The sequence below is a fragment of the Peribacillus sp. NPDC097264 genome, assembly GCF_050277925.1.
In the GTDB taxonomy this organism is placed as follows: domain Bacteria; phylum Bacillota; class Bacilli; order Bacillales; family DSM-1321; genus Peribacillus.
Window position 1 is genome coordinate 327689 of record NZ_JBNNSR010000002.1, and the last position, 18876, is coordinate 346564.

Genomic DNA, 18876 nt, shown 5'->3' on the forward strand with positions numbered 1-18876 from the left:
GCTCCTCCTTACAACTCTTCCACGATTATATTCGTATTTGTAAATACACAAATTTCCGCTGCAATTTGTAAAGATGATTGGGCTATTTCCCTTGCCGATAGGTTTTCACTAGAAAAACGCTTTAAAGCCCTGCCTGCAGCTAGAGCATAATTTCCACCAGATCCTATGGCTAGAATCCCGTCGTCAGGTTCAATTACTTCTCCAGTACCGGAAACGAGAAGCAAATCTTGTTTATTCATGACAATTAACATTGCTTCCAGCTTTCTAAGCACATTATCACTCCGCCATTGCTTCGCCATTTCGACGGCTGCACGTTGAAGATTCCCATTGTATTCCTCAAGCTTGGCTTCAAACATTTCGAAAAGAGTGAATGCGTCTGCAACAGAACCTGCAAAACCTGCCAGGACATTCCCGTTAAAGATTTTCCTCACTTTTCTTGCCGTATGCTTCATCACTACTGAATTCCCTAAAGTAACCTGCCCATCACCGGACATGGCACATTCTCCTTTATGATGCACTGCAAATATCGTTGTCATAAAGTGTCCCCTTTCAACTTTTAAGCCCGCGGATGTGATGCATTGTAGACTTTTTTTAATTGGTCCTTTGTTACATGCGTATACACTTGCGTAGATGAAATTTTTGAATGTCCAAGCAGTTCCTGAACCGTACGTATATCTGCTCCGTTATTTAAAAGGTGAGTGGCAAATGAATGCCTCAACATATGGGGATGCAGATTTCCATCAGCGGCCGACTTTTTAATCAATTCATTTAATATATAACGGACCCCCCTAGGTGTAAGGGGTTCTCCGCGAAAGTTAACAAATAAATAAGCATGCGCCTTAGCGTCAGACGATGTCATTTCCATCCTGGCTGTACGTATGTATAAATCTATCGCTTCCTGAGCATAACTGCCAACCGGGACATACCGATCTTTCTTCCCTTTTCCATGGATCAGTACGGTTCCAAGCGAGAGATCGATATCCTGTACTTTGATTTCACAGCACTCACTTACGCGAATGCCAGTAGCATACAGTAATTCCAGTAATGCAACGTTTCTGATTTCAATTGGGGTATCTTTCTTTAAAGAAGAAAACAACTGATTGACTTCTTCCTCATACAGAAAGCGAGGCAATCTCTGTTCCTTTTTGGGTAAAGATGCAAGGGAAAAAGGATTATCCTTGACTTCCCCTTCCCTCATTAGAAATTTATAAAAACTACGCAAACAAGATGTTTTTCTTGCTACAGTCCTCTTTGAAAGTTGTTTCTCATATAAATTCGTCAAATATAGCCGGACATCCATATATTCGACTGACGCGACATCGGTAATCCGTTGTTCGTTCAGGAATAAGAAAAATTCGTGAATATCCCGCTTGTAATTTTCAATCGTGTAGTGTGAACTATTTTTTTCTATTTGTAGATATTCAATGAAGGAAGATAACGCCTTATTTTGATTGATCATAGAAACACCTCGCAAAGGCTTATAAATAGTATCATACTTTAAAACAGCAGGCAAATGATTTTACAAACTTTTCACAAAGTTCTGAATTGTGTCTAAAGCGCGATTTGCATGTGCCTCATTTCGTTCCTTTTTCGACTTGATTCTGATTTCTAAATCTGGGAGGAGACCAAAATTCGCATTCATCGGCTGGAAGCTCTTCCCGTTAGTGGACGTAATATACCTTGCCATGCTCCCCATTGTCGTTTCAGCAGGGAAAACGATTGGTTCCATCCCTTGAACCAGTCTTGCTGCATTAATTCCGGCGACCAGTCCTGATGCGGCAGACTCCACATACCCTTCCACACCCGTCATCTGGCCGGCAAAGAATAAATCTTCCCGGTTTTTGAATTGATAGGTCGGCTTTAACACATTCGGAGAGTTGATGAATGTATTGCGGTGCATCACTCCATAACGGACAATTTCAGCATTCTCTAATCCTGGAATCAGCTGAAGTACCTCTTTTTGAGGTCCCCATTTTAAATGTGTCTGAAAACCAACAATGTTATAAAGGGTTCCAGCTGCATCATCTTGACGAAGTTGAACGACAGCAAATGGTCGTTTACCCGTTTTTGGATCTTCCAATCCAACCGGCTTCAACGGTCCGAATAGCATCGTCTTTTTCCCACGAGATGCCATTACTTCTATTGGCATGCACCCTTCGAAAAAGATTTCTTTTTCAAATTCCTTAAGTGGCACAGTTTCTGCAGAAATCAGCGCTTCATAAAACCGATCGAATTCTTCTTCGGTCATCGGACAGTTCAAGTAAGCAGCTTCCCCTTTATCATAGCGGGACTTTAAATAGACTTTATCCATATTGATGCTTTCTTTTTCAAGAATTGGAGCTGCAGCATCATAGAAATATAAATATTCTTCATCCATAATTTGCTTCAAGCTATCCGATAAAAATTGGCTAGTCAATGGACCCGTAGCTATGACGGTTGGACCCTCAGGAATCTCTGTCACTTCTTCATGGAAAACGGTCACATTTGGATGATTTTTCACCCTCTCCGTTACAAGGTCAGCAAATTCGTGACGATCGACGGCTAATGCACCACCAGCAGGAACAGCACAAGTATCTGCTGCGGAAATAATAACGGAATCCAATGTTCGCATCTCTTCTTTTAAAACACCTACAGCATTTGTTAACGTATTTGCCCGAAGTGAATTGGAACAAACAAGTTCAGCGAATTTATCGGTATGGTGTGCAGGCGTTTGCTTAACCGGACGCATTTCGTACAAATCAACTTTTATTCCTCTTTTAGCTAATTGCCAAGCAGCTTCACTTCCTGCAAGCCCAGCACCAATTACACTTACTTTTGCTTCTTTCATATTTCGAACCTCCATGTATAGATATGATAAAACAGGAAGATTTATCATCAAAATTGTTTTTTACAAAATCTTCATTTTAACGATATGTTTATATGTATACCCCATCTTGCACATTCCTGCTGATGCACTTTTTAAGTATGTCTATTTGGATAAATGCCTTAAGTCGTGTTCTTACAGAAACAATAACTGGACACAAAGAGGAATTATAACTTTAAATGAAGGCACTTGTCCACTGAATTTTACAATACTTGAGCAAAATTAAAAAGTTTCATGCCTTTCCAATATATTCTGCGAGGAACATCCTTCTCTTTATCATGATATCATACCTTACCTAATATGAAGAAACTCAGCTCTACCCGAGTCAGTCCTTTTCTGGTGAACATGAAAAAGGTGGGCATGATTGCCCACCTTTCCTTAAGCTTGAGGTACCTCTTTGAAATCACAATCCACACATTGTACTTGTACGCCTTTTTTAAGTTTTTTCTCAACAAGGGTACCTTCACATTTTGGACAATTACGCGGCAATGGCTTATCCCATGAAATGAAATCACACCCTGGATACGTATCGCATCCATAAAACAGGCGGCGTTTTTTACTTTTCCGCTCTATGATGTTTCCTTCTTTACATTTTGGGCACTTCACACCGATTTCCTTGACGATTGGTTTCGTGTTACGGCAGTCAGGAAAATTGCTGCATGCCATGAATTTTCCGTATCTCCCCATTTTGAAGACCATTCCATGACCGCATTCTTCACAATCCTCGCCAGCAGGTTCATCTTTAATTTCAATCTTTTCCATCTCGGCTTCTGCCTTGGCCAAATCAACAGCAAAATCCTTGTAGAAGTCATCAATGACATTAACCCACTCAACACTTCCAGCCTCTACACCATCAAACTCCTGTTCCATCTTGGCTGTGAATTCAGCATCCAGGATATATGGGAAGAATTCGCGAATTAGTTCAAGGACTATTTCACCAAGTTCGGTCGGGATAAATCGTTTGTTATCAAGCGTGACGTAACCCCTTTTTTGTATCGTATCCAAAGTAGGGGCATAAGTGGATGGCCGACCTATTCCTAATTCTTCCAGCGTTTTAACAAGGCGTGCCTCTGTATAGCGGGGCGGCGGTTGCGTGAAATGCTGCTTAGGCTCAACATCTTTTGAAAAGAATTGATCACCTTTTTTCACATCAGGAAGGGTATTCTCCTTTTCCTCCACCGAGTCATCCGTTCCTTCAACATAGACCTTCATAAAACCAGGAAATTTAACTTTTGATCCATTTGCTCTGAATATGACATCTCCGTTATGTAAGTCGATGCTCATTGTATCCATAACAGCAGAAGACATTTGACTTGAAACGAAACGTTCCCAGATCAATTTATATAAACGGAATTGGTCTCTGGATAAAAATTCTTTCACTAAACCTGGTTCCCGCAGTGTGCTAGTCGGTCTCACTGCTTCATGGGCATCCTGGGCATTTGTCTGTTTTTTCTCTTTACGCTGTTCCGTCTGGACATACTTTTCACCATAACTAGTTGAGATGAAGTTATGCGCTTCGAGCTTAGCCACATCGGAAATCCGGGTTGAATCCGTTCTCATGTAAGTAATCAGTCCGACTGTTCCTTCTTTTCCTAGCTCAATTCCTTCGTAAAGCTGCTGGGCAAGCATCATCGTTTTCTTGGCCCTGAAATTCAATTTACGCGCAGCTTCCTGTTGTAGGGAAGAAGTTGTGAATGGTGCAGCTGGATTACGTTTTCTTTCCTTTTTTGTCACGGTACCGATTGTAAATTCCCCACCGCTCAAAGAATCCAGAACCTTCTTCACGTCTTCTTCCGTATTCAATTCAGTACGTTCTCCCGCAAGGCTGAAAAAGGAACCCTCAAACTGTTCTTTTCCTTTTACAAAATCGGCCTTGATTGTCCAATACTCTTCAGGAACGAAGTCTTTGATTTCTTTTTCACGATCTATGATCATTCGGACTGCAACTGATTGAACCCGTCCGGCACTCAAGCCTTTTTTCACTTTTTTCCACAATAGAGGGGAAATATTGTACCCGACCAAACGATCCAATATCCTCCTTGCCTGCTGGGCATCAACCAATTGCATATTAATCGGTCTCGGAGATTTAAATGATTCTTTGATTGCTTCTTTCGTAATCTCATTGAATACGACACGGCAATCCGAGTTTATGTCGACGTCGAGGCTATGCGCTAAATGCCAGGCAATCGCTTCACCTTCTCTGTCGGGGTCAGCTGCGAGATAGATTTTTTTTGCTTTTTTTGCTGCTGTTTTCAATTCTTTTAAAACCGGGCCTTTGCCGCGGATTGTTATATATTTAGGTTCATAGCCATGTTCAACGTCGACACCCGTTTGACTTTTAGGTAGATCGCGTACATGACCCATGGAAGCTTTAACTTTATATTTCTTTCCTAAGTATCGCTCTATCGTCTTTGCTTTTGCGGGCGATTCCACAATCACTAAGTAATCTGACATCCAATAAATCCTCCTCAAAGAGGTAATATAAATCTTCACTATTATTAATCATTCAAAAATCATTTGTCAACACCTCTTTACTTTTCCAATCCCGCTGATTCATCAGGATTTAGATATTTTGACAAGAGGTGCCTGTTGCAAAACTTATAACAGTTTTACAATTTTTTCAACCTTTTTGTCTAATATTTTATTCTATTCACCTAAAAAAGCACCTTTTTCGACAAAAATTGGAGGTTTCACCGTATATCTTCTATATTATATTGTTTTAATATTCCTCCTCAATCTGTTCAGCTGTCAAAACTAATTTAGCTCCCTCTTGAATTAATTGATTAGTCCCCATTGATTCAAGACTGGTTATATTACCAGGAAGTGCAAATACGTCCCTTCCCTGGTCAAGTGCAGCCTGCGCTGTGATAAGCGAACCACTTCTCTGCTTTGCCTCTACCACGAAAATCCCCTGCGATAAACCACTGATGATTCTATTGCGGAGAGGGAACATCCAAGGTTCCGATCTCCTAGTCGGAGGGGTTTCCGAAAGAAGCAATCCCTTATCGATGATCACCCTTGCGAGTGGAATATTGATTTTCGGATAAATGTGCATTAATCCCCCTCCTAAAACCCCTATCGTATGTCCACCTTCGTTCAACGTGATTTTATGGGCAATCGCGTCAATTCCAACTGCCACTCCACTAATAATCACGAATTTTCTCTTTACGAGTGGCGTTAAAATCGTTTTTAAGGCCTCTAACCCGTACGAGGTTGGATTCCGTGTACCAACGACACCTATGGTATTCTTCTTAGCTAAAAGCTGTTTATTGCCTTTTAAATAAAGCACCCAGGGGGGATCGAAAATTTGTCTTAATAGATATGGATAGTCTTCATCAAAAATCGTCATACAGTGGATTTGATTATTTTCATATTGTTTCAGTTTTTCAATCGTATTGTAAGAATGCAAGTCTGCGAGAAAGAGTTGGAGTTTGTCGTTCGGGATGGAGAGAATTTCTTTCCATTCAGCATACGTTTTTGTAAAGAGGGTGGTGAGGGATGGGTCTGCAGCCAAGATCATTTTTATCGTTTTCCAGCCTGCACCACGACAATGATGAAGGTGGATTAGTTTTTCATTTCTGTTCAATTTGGAAGCACTCCTTTGAGGATTATTCAAAAGCAGGGGATGGTCGTATGGTTTGTCAAATGAAGATGTCATGGATACTTTCGAAGGGTACTTACTATAGAAGTGAAATAAAGGCCGACCAATATCAGGTCGGCCCATCTCTTATTAATGCGTTTTACAAGGTTCGTACATGCCTTTTTCTTTTAAGACGGATATCAAGGTTTCTCCCATGACCGATGGTGTTTCAGCAACTTTAATTCCACATTCATTCATGACGCGGATTTTTTCATCGGCTGTTCCTTTTCCTCCTGAAATAATTGCACCAGCATGTCCCATACGTTTTCCAGCTGGAGCCGTACGTCCTCCAATGAATCCAACAACCGGTTTCGTCATATTTTCCTTAACCCAAATGGCCGCTTCTTCTTCTGCTGTGCCACCGATTTCCCCTATCATGATTACCGCATGGGTTTCTGGATCTTCATTGAATGCTTTAAGCACATCAATGAAATCAGTCCCATTAACAGGGTCCCCACCAATGCCGACAGCTGATGATTGCCCAATGCCCTCTTGTGATAATTGATGTACGGCTTCATAAGTCAGAGTGCCAGAGCGAGAAACTACGCCAATATGGCCTTTTTTGTGGATATAGCCAGGCATTATCCCGATTTTGCATTCTTCCGGGGTAATCACACCCGGACAGTTAGGTCCAATTAAGCGTGTTTTTTTGCCTTCCATATACCGCTTGACCTTAACCATATCAAGGACTGGAATATGCTCGGTAATACAGATGACGAGATCAATCTCCGCGTCAACCGCTTCTAGAATTGCATCTGCTGCAAATGGAGCCGGTACATAGATAACCGATGCATTCGCCCCTGTTTCAGTGACAGCTTCGGAAACTGTATTATATACAGGTACCCCTTCCGCTTCTGTTCCACCTTTACCCGGAGTGACCCCTGCAACGATTTTCGTACCGTATTCTAACATCTGTTTTGTATGAAATAATGCTGTTGAGCCAGTGATTCCCTGAACAATCACTTTCGTATCTTTATTAATATAAACGCTCATTATGTTCCCCCCTGCCTATTATCCTACAAGTGATACTATTTTTTGCGCTCCGTCTGCCATGGATTCAGCAGCGGTGATATTTAGTCCAGAATCTTTCAAAATACTTTTCCCTAAATCGACATTCGTTCCTTCTAAGCGAACAACGAGTGGAACATCCAGGCCTAGCTCTTTTGCAGCAGCTACGACGCCTGTCGCGATGATGTCACATTTCATGATTCCTCCGAAGATATTGACAAAGATGCCCTTTACTTTTTCATCGGACAGGATGATTTTGAAAGCCTCTTTCACCTTTTCCTCTGTAGCGCCGCCCCCGACGTCAAGGAAATTGGCTGGGTCGCCCATATAGTGTTTAATGATGTCCATTGTTGCCATTGCAAGCCCGGCGCCATTAACCATACAGCCAATATTTCCGTCAAGCGATATGTAACTAAGACCATGTTTTGATGCTTCAATTTCTTTAGCATCTTCTTCATCCAAATCACGGTACTCTGAAATATCTTTCTGACGGTATATTGCATTGTCATCAAAATTCAATTTAGCATCCAAGGCCATTACATTGCCATCCCCCGTCACGACTAACGGATTGATTTCGGCAATCGAACAATCTTTTTCTACGAATGCTGTATATAAGTTGATCATCAATTTAGATGCTTTATTTATTAATGGAGCTGGAATATTAATATTAAAAGCGATTCTACGTGCCTGGAAACCCGTTAAACCGACCACAGGGTCAATTACTTCCTTGAAGATTTTCTCGGGAGTTTTCTCAGCCACTTCTTCGATTTCCGTTCCTCCTTCTTCGGAGGCCATCAATACTACACTGTTCGTTGCACGGTCCAAGACCAGACCAATGTAATATTCCTTAGTGATATCGCAGCCTTCCTCGATAAGTAAACGCTTCACTTCTTTACCTGCAGGCCCTGTTTGATGGGTCACCAACGTTTTACCAAGAATCTCTTCTGCATATGTACGTGCTTCATCAAGATTCTTCGCAACCTTAACTCCGCCGGCTTTTCCGCGGCCACCCGCATGGATTTGAGCTTTGACGACAACAACATCTGTACCTAACTCCTTCGCCGCTTCAACTGCTTCATCAACAGTAAAGGCAACTCGGCCATTTGGAACAGATACCCCGTATTGTCTCAAAATCTCTTTCCCCTGATACTCATGGATATTCATTTCCCATCCTCCTTATCTACTAAAAAACAAAACTGAAATTTGGTGCGTGTTTTCTCTACCATATTACAACAAAATTCTCTTTCATGCATAATTTTCTTTATCTACTATGAAAAATAATTATTACAATATACCTAATTAACCTTCTATTATATGGAAGAAAATACATTATTCATTCATAGGCTCATTTTCAGGATGATCATTTTACACCTACAGACTTTTTTAATTAAACACCTTATTTAAAGCCATTTTTTAGGAATTTCTTTCTTCACTTTTATAAGATTTGCACCCTTATTTATTTTTTTTGGACAAAAAAATAAAAGCACGAAGCTTCTGCTTCATCCTTTTATCATTAGTTTACTATGTTTTTAATATAATGATTTTTTTCAGTACTTTTTATGGTTTCCTTCACAATCCGACCATTTTTTTAACCTGCCGAATAAAATTAGGGTTTTAACTTTTAGCATTCCGGTCCACCTTATAAACAAAAGCGAATACTTCGGCAACAGCTCCATATAATTCTTCCGGTATCGTTTGATTAATATCAAGCTGACCTAAAAGTTCCGTTAACGTTTCGTCCTTCTGTACAGGAATATTCAGTTCCTCTGCCTTTACCAGGATATTCTCTGCCGTCTTGCCTTTTCCCTTAGCCAACAAGACAGGTGCCTGTGATGACTTTGCATCATACTTTAAGGCAATCGCTTCTTTCCGTTTTTCCTGTTTCATATCCGAATGTCCACCCCACTATAAGTTCCTGTCTCTGAAAAAGGAACAGTAGTCTGCCTCACACCCGTATTTCTTGTGCGTGTTGTGTCCTGAAATAAAACTCCTGATAACTTGTAATCCATCAATCGCAAATTATCCTTCAACACGTCCAGATAATTACTCGCCGCAGTTTCAATTGTTTGATTCTGCTCGTTAATGATAGTCACGTTGATGACGCGGTTTTGGATTTGCATGTCAATGATGGTTTCGTTAAGGTTCTCTAACTCTAAATAAAACAGGATACAACAGTAATCAGGATCGATCTTTCCATCCTTTGTTTTCCTTCCACTCCATTGCAACGTTAAATCCGTTTGGAACGAACCTAAGTTGAGAGGAAGGGTGAGCAATAAATTTTGCATGGGTCCGTTATCCTGTGAAAGAACCTGCTGAGCAGTGAGCCGATTCACTATTTGTTCAGCCATGTCTTTAATTGCTGATGGATGCTGCTCATTCAACAATTTTAGGAGTAAAGGCTTGAGAGTTTCTAACTCCTCTGATAGCGCTTCCGATTCGCCTCCCGATAGATTAGCAAGAACATGCTCCAGTTGAAGCCCAAGCATTTTGGTCCATTCTTTCAGTTGTTGGGCTACAGCTGTCCCATTTGTAAAATCATTTGGTTGAAAACCTTCATCTATTAAATGGCTCAGCACTAGTTTCTCGGGATTGATAGCAGCAGAGGGAGTTTCTGGAACTTGCTTAAAAGCCTGAAGTAGAAGATCCCCCACTTTCCCCTTCGACTCACCAACTTGCCCTACATCCTTATTTATTTGACTCAATAATTCATCGACTTCTAGATCGACCGGGGTGATTTTACGATTGGCAGACACCTCGGAAAAAGCACGTTCAAGTAAATGTGAAGTAAGATTAAGGACTTCTTTTGTAAACACTGGAATTTGCCGGACCGTCTGTTGCATCCCCTGCCATTGGGTATCAGCCTTAGAGCTCTTTAATGATTCTGAGATTAACTCCGGCCCTTCATTTCCGCTTTGGATTCCATTCCGTTGAATCATAGGGATAGTCCCTGGTTCCCTTGCCGAGGAGCCTTTCCCAAAAGCACGTTCAAGCAGGTTTAGATTAAGTCCAGACCTTTCATCGGTTGCGATGCTTTTATACGGTATTACATCTTTTACATCTGAAGATGCCTTCGCTCCTATATCCGAACTCCCCCATAGTTTAATAAGGTTAGATTCCATATTCCCTTGTCCAAGCGTTCCATTTGCTAGTGCTTGCAGTCCTTGCTGTAGTTTATTAGCCGTTGGGGTCTTCATGGGTTCCGGCGACCGCACCGATTCAGCAACTATTCTTCTCAGTAATTCCGTTTCAGTTATCCCACTTGGAATGAAACCAGTCTTTTGAAGCAAGGAAAAGGCTCCTGATTTCATATCTGGTGTCGACTTGGAATCAAGCCAAATTGCAATAAGTCTGTGCAAACCAGTTTGTTGCAATTGATCTTGTTTAGTAATATGTAGGGACTCCAATACGGCTTTTAGCTGCACCAGCGTCTTTGTGTCAGATCCGCTTTCCTGTAATTGTTGTTGCAGACCACTTAGTAACTTATGAAAAGGTTCACCTTTTGCTAGTTCGGCCAAGGCAAAAAATACATCCTTAACAAAAGGTAGCTGCTGCGTAAACATCGTTTTAATAACAGAAAGTCCCGATTCAGTTGTACTTGCCGCTTTAACCCATTGCAATGCTGATGAGAAGAAATCTTTGGTGATGGGGAATTGATTTCTCAGTAAAAACTCGGCAAGCTTTGTAGACTCTGGTTCCGACTTAACACCAAGGTAAACAAGTAGCTGTGCCGCTGCTTCTTTTGTATTCGAGAGGTTCACATTCGGGGAATCAAGTACTTTCAAAACCACCTGTCCCTCATTTGGCTGCACTTGAAGCCAATATCTTTCCCCAACCTGTAGCGGGACGTCCAGGTGCGCAATCATTTTTTGTTGGCCAATCTGCACTTCAGCCGTTTGGTTCGGAAAGATCTTATTCACTTTTCCGAAAAGAATTTGCCCACTCTTTAGATTCGTGCTTCCTTGTATCCCAACGGGTGTAGAAACAGACTGACCATTTGTTATTGATTGCATCCCCTCATCCTCCTTTAATCCTTATTTCCTTGCCGCAATTTCCTTTACAGGTGCGAAACTTCTTCTGTGCCATGGTGTAAGCCCATGCTTATCGAGAGCTTCGAGGTGTTGGCTCGTACCATAGCCCATATGCTTTTCAAATCCATACTCCGGGTACTTTACCCCATATTCCTTCATCATCCTGTCACGTGTCACTTTAGCGACGATTGAAGCCGCAGATATGGTAATACTTCTAGCATCTCCTTTTATTAGCGAGAGCTGAGGAATGGGCATATCCAGTTCCATTGCATCAATCAATAAATGATCCGGCAATTCCGAAAGATTGTTCACCGCTGCCATCATGGCCTTTTTCGTAGCCTGATAGATATTGATTTCGTCGATTTCTTCGCTATGTACAATGCCTATCCCAATTGATATAGCCTCTTTATGAATCGCCTCATAAAATTGTTCCCTTTTGGACTCGGAAATTTTTTTCGAATCATTTAGCCCAGGCAAATAGAAAGTCTCTGGTAAAATAACCGCACTTGTCACTACCGGACCAGCCAAGGGCCCTCTTCCTACTTCATCTATACCGGCAAGAACCGAAAACCCTTGTTGGCGCAGCTCTCGCTCAAACTCTGACATTTTTAAGAAGGTATCCCTGATTTGTTGAGCTTTTTCGTAGGATTTGTTCCATTTGCCGATTAAATCGGCGACTCCCTTGCGAGCATCCTCCCGGCATTCTTGCAAAAAAGGATCTTCCGGATTACTTATGGATTTTAATCTTGAAGAAATTTCGTTAATATTCATGGCTGTTTTCATTTTTATCACCCATCATTATAAGTATCGGCAGAAATGTTACATTCCTATAGTTCCATCAAAAATACGGAGCGGAAAAGAGACATCATTTAGGTTAAAACAACCTTCGATGCCTAAAGTCCCGCTCCGTGTTTATTCTCTTGTACAGCTTGGCCCGGACAGAGGTTAGTCGGGCGTGTTTTCTTGGTCCTCTTTAGGCGGTAGCTCGAATGTGAGCGGGCCCATCTTTTCAGAACGGATTTCACGAACGACCAGTTCTGCGGTCTTATCGTAATCGATATATCCTCCAGAGGCTATACATCCTCTGAACTTCCCAACTGCATCGAAAAGTTCCAGCGTTTCTTGTGGGATGACATCAAGATTATATCGTGATTTCAACCGATCTGGATATTCTTTTTCCAAGAAGCGAAGACCATAGAGAGAGACTTCGTGCAAGTTTAAAATCGTATCCTTGATTGCTCCTGTCAAGGCCAGTCTTAAACCGACTTCCTGATCCTCGAATTTAGGCCACAGAATCCCCGGTGTATCTAAAAGTTCGAGTTCCTTACCGAACTTTATCCATTGCTGGGCCTTCGTCACACCAGGCGTGTTGCCCGTTTTGGCAATGTTCTTCCTAGCAAGCCGATTGATCAGCGTCGATTTCCCGACATTCGGAATCCCGACGATCATCGCACGAATCGCACGCGGCTTGATTCCTCTTGACTCCATCCGATCATACTTCTCTTTCAAGAGCATTTTAGAAGTCGTCGTAATCTGATGCAGACCATTTCCCGCCTGTGAGTTAATAGCAATTGCCGTTTTACCTTGTGATTTATAATAATCAAGCCACTGATTGGTTTTTACCGGATCAGCCATATCGGCTTTATTCAACAAGATAAGCCTTGGTTTATGCTGGATAATCTCATCTATCATCGGATTCCGTGAAGATGCCGGGATACGTGCATCCACAAGTTCAAATATGATGTCCACCAGTTTTAATTTTTCTGTTACTTCCCGTCTCGCTTTGGCCATATGGCCAGGGAACCACTGTATTGTCAATGGAATCCACCTTTCTACTATTCCACCAATCGAAAGTCTTTGATTGGCCAGTAAACTAATTTAGTTTTGCCTAACACTTCCCGGTACGAAACAACCCCGATATGGCGGCTGTCCTTGCTGAAGCGACGATTATCTCCCAAAACAAATAAATGTCCTTCAGGCACCGTTTCCTGTTCAATGATATCACTTAATGTAAAAGGCTCGGTCAATGGTCCACCATCAATCAATTGCTTTTTATATTCATCCAAATATGGTTCGCCATATGCTTTTCCATCCACATAAAGTATATCATCTTTATATTCCACCTTTTCACCGGGAAGACCGATGACCCGTTTAACGTAATCCTTGCCTTCCGGCGCTTTAAAGACGATGATATCGAATCTTTTTGGTTCACCCACTGAATAAGAGAATTTATTAACGAGCATACGGTCTGTATCCTTCAAAGTCGGCATCATGGAAAAGCCGTCCACATAGATTGGGGCCAAAAGGAAATAACGAATAAGCGTTACTAAAATGACCGCAATTAGGGCTGCCTTTATCCATTCCCACAATTCATTTTTCTTTTTCGCCATCCTTACCACCCTTTTAGAAAAGCATATCATCTAATCATTTTAACATGTTACGGACGCTATAGCGAGCAGGTTTAGGACCCTCTCACTTCTTTTCCGGATGGTTTAATCGATAAAAAAAGGAGCCTGTTAAACAGGCTCCTTTTTTTGTATACGATTTGGTTTCGCACCTTATGTGGATCATGGTAAACCCGCATAGAGAGATTCGAAGAATTAACGACGAATTTCTTTAATACGTGCTTTTTTACCACGAAGTTCGCGTAGGTAATAAAGTTTCGCACGACGGACTTTACCGTGACGGATAACTTCTAATTTCGCAATTTTTGGTGTGTGAACAGGGAAAGCACGTTCTACTCCAACGCCGTAAGAAATCTTACGTACTGTGAAAGTTTCACTAACTCCGCCGCCACGACGTTTGATTACAACGCCTTCAAACAACTGAATACGTTCGCGAGTTCCTTCAATAACCTTAACGTGTACACGTACTGTGTCACCAGGTCTGAATGATGGAAGATCTGTGCGAAGTTGTTCTTTTGTAATTTCGTTAATAAGATTTTGCATGAATTCCAACTCCTCCTGGACGCTCTTGCAAATACTGAATTGTTTTGCAGCGGAACATCGATATAAGACCGGACTTTTGCCCAAGTCACAAGGTCTATCCTACCATACAATATGCATTGATGCAATAGCGATCATTCTTCTTTTTGAATCTCTGACAGCAATTTTTTCTCAAGATCGGAAAGTTCATAGCTTTCAAGCAAATCAGGTCGTCTCTGCCATGTTCTCCGTAATGATTCTTTCATCCGCCACTCATCTATTTTTTTATGATTTCCGGATATGAGTGGATCCGGGACTTTCATGCCCCGGAAATCTGCAGGTCTAGTGTAATGAGGGTGCTCTAATAAACCAGAAGAATAGGAATCAAGAATCGGGGAATCAACATTTCCAAGAACACCCGGCAACAAGCGGACAACACTATCTATAATGACCATGGCCCCCAATTCTCCACCTGTAAGTACATAGTCGCCTATTGATATCTCATCTGTGACGATATGCTCCCTGATACGCTCATCATATCCTTCATAATGGCCGCATACGAAAATGAGATGTTCTTCCTTTGCAAGTTCCTCTGCTTTTTTCTGCGTGTAGCGCTCCCCCTGCGGGCAAAGGAGTACTACCCTAGGTTTTAGGTCACCTTGGCCTTTGATCGCTTCTACAGCATCAAAAATGGGCTGTGCCTTCAACACCATGCCTGCCCCACCGCCATATGGGTAATCATCAACAGTTGAATGTTTATTATCTGCGTAATCGCGGAAATTGGTCACTCGATAGCTGACAGCCTGCTTTTCTGCCGCCTTTTTTAACATAGAGGAACCAAGCACTCCTTCGAACATTTCTGGAAAAAGAGAAAGTACATCGATTTTCATCAGTCCAATAGTCCTTCCATCGGCGTGATGATAACCTTTTTCTCCGAGATGTCGACCTCTTTTACAATCTGATCGATATACGGTATTAGAACATCCTTGCCTGCCGTCCTTTTAATGACCCAAACATCATTGGCACCTGGAGTCAATACCTCTACGATTTCTCCTATTTCCTCTTCTTCATCCGTGAAGACCTTACAGCCGATGATCTCGTGGAAGAAAAATTCCCCTTCATCCAGTTTGCCAAGCTGTGATTCCTTTATTCTCAAAATCCCGTTGCGGAAAGCTTCTACCTGACCGACGTTATAATAGTTTTCAAACGTCAATAGATTAAAGTTTTTATGAGTCCGGTGTGACCTGATTGTAAGCGGCAATGGTTTTTTCTCTGTTTCCCTGAACAAATACAGCGTATTGCCAACTTTGTACCGCTTCTCCGGGAAATCTGTTGATGAAATAACACGGACTTCTCCTAGAAGACCGTGCGTATTGACGATTTTACCTACATTAAACCAGTTTTCCATTCTTTCACCTCTAACGAATTTCCGAGACAATTCCATCTTTAATGACAATTGTCTTCGTTGTCATAAGATCGTCCCAATCTTCCCCGATTTCTACATCAATAATGCTTTGGACTTCCCGTTCCTTCAGTTCGCTTCCAATAGGAAGGATTTCCAACTGTTCCATTTGAAATTCAAGCAGTTTGATTTTTTCCTGCCTTTGGTTAATTTCTTTTTCAAAATGAGAACGAAGGCTGGCGGGCTGAAGGTTACGGGTCTTTTCAAGTTTTTTCAGTTCAAAACGAAGCTGTTCACTTTCTTTTTGAAGTTGTAGTCGTTTTGATTTGTACTTATCGAGGAGCTGATTCTTGCTGGATTCCGTTAATACTTGGTTAACGATTACATTTTGGAGAATTTTCATTCCAGCGCCTCCTATTATCTATGATTTCTTATTTCGTTCAAAAAATATGTATGATAGGGTAATCTTTTGAAAAAATGAGGGTCATTCTCTTAAGTATAACGTAAAATGGTGAAAGATGTGTCTCAAAAGAATGAAAATTAAACCCCGAATCCATGAAATTGCAAGTAGACCCGGGATTGAACTTTTCTTGAAGTACAAAAAAAGGAGGGGATTAGCCCTCCTTATTCGGAAATCTCCAAATAGATTTTCTTCTGCTGTGAAGATCCTGCTGCATATACCACAGTTCGAATCGCCTTAGCAACACGCCCTTGTTTACCGATGACCTTGCCCATGTCTTCTTTATGAACGGAGAGGACATAAACAACCCGGTCGGCTTCTTCCTTCGAAGTTACAATAACCTCTTCCGGATGATCCACAAGTGCTGAAACAATCGTTTCAATTAAAGATTTCATCAACTAGCGTCGATTACTTGCTGTTTTTTGCAACATGGAATTTTTCCATGATGCCTTGAGTTGAGAATAAGTTGCGAACTGTATCAGATGGTTTAGCTCCATCTTGTAACCATTTAAGAGCAAGCTCTTCATTGATGTCAACTTTAGCTGGTTGAGTCACCGGGTTATAAGTTCCCACTACTTCGATATAACGTCCGTCACGTGGTGAACGAGAATCTGCAACTACAATACGATAGAAAGGAGATTTTTTTGCTCCCATACGTTTTAAGCGAATTTTTACTGCCATTTTAAATAAGCACCTCCGAATAGTTTCACACAAGATAGTATAATATCAAATGTCTTGTATGTTTGTAAAGGTTTTTTTCTTAACAGGTGAAAAAAGTGTTTAAATAGGCGGTTTCAGCCTATTTTTATGCTCATTTCCCATGAAAAAAACTTACATGAACGGGAATTTAAATCCCTTTTTCTTTCCTTTTTGCATGCTTGTAACTTGTTTCATCATCTTTTTCATTTCTTCAAATTGCTTCAGTAGACGGTTCACTTCTTGGATCGATCTTCCGCTCCCTTTGGCAATCCGTTTCTTGCGGGATGCATTCATGGTTTCTGGATGTTCTTTCTCTTGCGTCGTCATTGAACGGATGATAGCCTCAACATGACCAATCTGTTTCTCATCGATCTGAAGGTTATCCATCCCTTTCATTTTATTCGCACCAGGAATCATCTTCAAAATATCATCAAGCGGTCCCATATTGCGCACTTGACCAAGCTGTTCAAGGAAATCATCAAAGGTAAAAGTAGCGGTACGCATCTTTTTCTCTAATTCTTTCGCTTTTTCTTCATCAACATTGGCTTGTGCTTTTTCGATAAGGGTCAATACATCACCCATACCAAGGATTCTTGAAGCCATCCTTTCTGGATGGAATGCTTCAAGTGCATCCAATTTTTCGCCCATACCGACAAATTTAATCGGCGTGTCCGTAACGGAACGAATAGAAAGTGCCGCACCACCACGAGTATCTCCATCTAGCTTCGTTAATACGACTCCAGTTAGACCGAGCTGTTCATTGAAACTTTGAGCCACATTGACAGCATCCTGACCTGTCATCGCATCGACAACTAGGAAGATTTCATCCGGTTTGGTCAATTCCTTGATATCTTTCAGTTCGCCCATCAGATTTTCATCAACATGGAGGCGACCTGCGGTATCAATCAACACATAATCATGATGTTCTTCCTTCGCCTTTTCAATCGCCTGTTTCGCAATTTCTACAGGACTGACCTGATCACCTAGGGAAAAAACAGGCATGCTTAATTGTTTGCCAAGTGTTTCAAGCTGCTTAATCGCCGCCGGACGGTAAATATCAGCCGCAACCAACAATGGCTTACGGTTGTATTTTTTTCTAAGAAGATTTGCCAGCTTTCCGGTAGTCGTCGTTTTACCTGCCCCTTGAAGACCTACCATCATAATGACAGTCGGTGGTTTGGAGGCAACGGCAATCTTACTCTGTTCGCCGCCCATCAGCTGAGTCAATTCTTCCTTAACTACTTTAATTACCTGTTGACCGGGGGTTAAGCTTTTTAGCACTTCCTGGCCTACCGAACGCTCACTTACACGCTTCACAAATTCCTTCACGACTTTAAAGTTAACATCCGCTTCAAGCAGGGCCAAACGAACTTCACGCATCATTTCTTTAACGTCGGCTTCGTTGACCTTCCCTTTTCCACGGATTTTTTGCATCGTGTTCTGCAGTCGGTCGGCCAATCCTTCAAATGCCATATTGCCGCCTCCTAATCTAACTTCTCAAGCGCTGTAATTGCGTCAAGCAACTTTTCTTTAGAAAAGGATTCCTTCTCTAAAAGATCCTTCACATTCGCAATCCATTGGTTACGCTCTTGAAATTTTTGAAATAACAATAGCTTCGCTTCATATTCTTCGAGCATTGCTTCTGTTCTTTTTATATTATCATAGACTGCCTGCCTACTGACTTCGTATTCATTGGCAATCTCTCCAAGAGAGTAATCATCCAGATAGTAGAGGGCCATATAGCTCTGCTGCTTTTCCGTTAACAACGATTGGTAAAAGTCATACAAATAATTAATCCGCGTTGTCTTTTCAAGCATGTTAGCAAGCCTCCCTGCTGTTAAGTGAAAACCCT

The 18876-nt window shown here is 41.6% G+C and carries 20 protein-coding genes; all 20 read right to left on the reverse strand.

The window, feature by feature from the left end; genetic code table 11:
* Positions 1 to 8: 8 nt before the first annotated feature.
* The 20 genes from hslV to ACQKL0_RS04325 all read right to left on the reverse strand — a co-directional run bounded on the left by hslV (position 9) and on the right by ACQKL0_RS04325 (position 18841).
* Positions 9 to 536, reverse strand: a complete 528-nt coding sequence (gene hslV, locus ACQKL0_RS04230; protein ID WP_402868317.1) for an HslVU peptidase proteolytic subunit — start codon at positions 534 to 536, stop codon at positions 9 to 11.
* A 20-nt stretch (positions 537 to 556) separates the two neighbouring features.
* Entirely contained in the window at positions 557 to 1459 is a 903-nt protein-coding gene (gene xerC, locus ACQKL0_RS04235) for a tyrosine recombinase XerC (protein ID WP_402868315.1), read from the reverse strand.
* A 60-nt stretch (positions 1460 to 1519) separates the two neighbouring features.
* Positions 1520 to 2842 carry an FADH(2)-oxidizing methylenetetrahydrofolate--tRNA-(uracil(54)-C(5))-methyltransferase TrmFO gene (gene trmFO, locus ACQKL0_RS04240; protein WP_427686398.1) on the reverse strand — a complete coding sequence of 441 codons (1323 nt, stop codon included), beginning with the start codon at positions 2840 to 2842 and terminating at the stop codon, positions 1520 to 1522.
* 399 nt (positions 2843 to 3241) lie between these two features.
* Positions 3242 to 5317 (reverse strand): type I DNA topoisomerase, encoded by a 2076-nt coding sequence (topA, locus tag ACQKL0_RS04245; RefSeq protein WP_427686400.1) that lies wholly within the window; start codon positions 5315 to 5317, stop codon positions 3242 to 3244.
* A gap of 265 nt (positions 5318 to 5582) precedes the next feature.
* Complete coding sequence (gene dprA / locus ACQKL0_RS04250; protein WP_427686402.1) at positions 5583 to 6449, reverse strand: DNA-processing protein DprA; 867 nt, start codon at positions 6447 to 6449, stop codon at positions 5583 to 5585.
* 144 nt (positions 6450 to 6593) lie between these two features.
* Positions 6594 to 7496: a succinate--CoA ligase subunit alpha gene (gene sucD, locus ACQKL0_RS04255; RefSeq protein ID WP_402868308.1), complete on the reverse strand. Its 903-nt coding sequence runs from the start codon at positions 7494 to 7496 to the stop codon at positions 6594 to 6596.
* Between the two features lie 18 nt (positions 7497 to 7514).
* Positions 7515 to 8675, reverse strand: a complete 1161-nt coding sequence (gene sucC, locus ACQKL0_RS04260) for an ADP-forming succinate--CoA ligase subunit beta (protein WP_402956288.1) — start codon at positions 8673 to 8675, stop codon at positions 7515 to 7517.
* A gap of 450 nt (positions 8676 to 9125) precedes the next feature.
* Positions 9126 to 9398 carry an EscU/YscU/HrcU family type III secretion system export apparatus switch protein gene (locus ACQKL0_RS04265; RefSeq protein ID WP_402987874.1) on the reverse strand — a complete coding sequence of 91 codons (273 nt, stop codon included), beginning with the start codon at positions 9396 to 9398 and terminating at the stop codon, positions 9126 to 9128.
* Positions 9395 to 11521 (reverse strand): hypothetical protein, encoded by a 2127-nt coding sequence (locus tag ACQKL0_RS04270; protein ID WP_427686404.1) that lies wholly within the window; start codon positions 11519 to 11521, stop codon positions 9395 to 9397. The genes ACQKL0_RS04265 and ACQKL0_RS04270 overlap by 4 nt, the downstream gene beginning before the upstream one ends.
* 21 nt (positions 11522 to 11542) lie before the next feature.
* Complete coding sequence (locus tag ACQKL0_RS04275) at positions 11543 to 12310, reverse strand: ribonuclease HII (RefSeq protein ID WP_402868303.1); 768 nt, start codon at positions 12308 to 12310, stop codon at positions 11543 to 11545.
* 174 nt (positions 12311 to 12484) lie between these two features.
* A complete protein-coding gene (ylqF, locus tag ACQKL0_RS04280; protein WP_402868300.1) occupies positions 12485 to 13357 on the reverse strand; it encodes a ribosome biogenesis GTPase YlqF in 873 nt (290 codons plus the stop codon).
* 17 nt (positions 13358 to 13374) lie between these two features.
* Positions 13375 to 13929, reverse strand: coding sequence for a signal peptidase I (gene lepB / locus ACQKL0_RS04285; RefSeq protein ID WP_402868298.1), 555 nt, complete (start codon positions 13927 to 13929; stop codon positions 13375 to 13377).
* 210 nt (positions 13930 to 14139) lie between these two features.
* Positions 14140 to 14487 carry a 50S ribosomal protein L19 gene (gene rplS, locus ACQKL0_RS04290; RefSeq protein WP_402868296.1) on the reverse strand — a complete coding sequence of 116 codons (348 nt, stop codon included), beginning with the start codon at positions 14485 to 14487 and terminating at the stop codon, positions 14140 to 14142.
* A gap of 131 nt (positions 14488 to 14618) precedes the next feature.
* Entirely contained in the window at positions 14619 to 15353 is a 735-nt protein-coding gene (gene trmD / locus ACQKL0_RS04295) for a tRNA (guanosine(37)-N1)-methyltransferase TrmD (protein ID WP_402868294.1), read from the reverse strand.
* Entirely contained in the window at positions 15353 to 15871 is a 519-nt protein-coding gene (gene rimM / locus ACQKL0_RS04300; protein WP_402868292.1) for a ribosome maturation factor RimM, read from the reverse strand. The genes trmD and rimM overlap by 1 nt, the downstream gene beginning before the upstream one ends.
* A gap of 10 nt (positions 15872 to 15881) precedes the next feature.
* On the reverse strand, positions 15882 to 16268 hold the full coding sequence (locus tag ACQKL0_RS04305) for a YlqD family protein (RefSeq protein ID WP_402868290.1): 387 nt from the start codon (positions 16266 to 16268) through the stop codon (positions 15882 to 15884).
* A 221-nt stretch (positions 16269 to 16489) separates the two neighbouring features.
* On the reverse strand, positions 16490 to 16720 hold the full coding sequence (locus ACQKL0_RS04310) for a KH domain-containing protein (protein WP_402868288.1): 231 nt from the start codon (positions 16718 to 16720) through the stop codon (positions 16490 to 16492).
* 13 nt (positions 16721 to 16733) lie between these two features.
* The gene (rpsP, locus tag ACQKL0_RS04315) at positions 16734 to 17006 is read right to left on the reverse strand and encodes a 30S ribosomal protein S16 (protein WP_053345299.1); all 273 of its coding nucleotides are present in this window, start codon (positions 17004 to 17006) and stop codon (positions 16734 to 16736) included.
* A 150-nt stretch (positions 17007 to 17156) separates the two neighbouring features.
* Entirely contained in the window at positions 17157 to 18497 is a 1341-nt protein-coding gene (gene ffh / locus ACQKL0_RS04320) for a signal recognition particle protein (protein WP_402868286.1), read from the reverse strand.
* Positions 18498 to 18508: 11 nt separating this feature from the next.
* Positions 18509 to 18841, reverse strand: coding sequence for a putative DNA-binding protein (locus ACQKL0_RS04325; protein ID WP_402868284.1), 333 nt, complete (start codon positions 18839 to 18841; stop codon positions 18509 to 18511).
* Between the last annotated feature and the right edge of the window lie 35 nt (positions 18842 to 18876).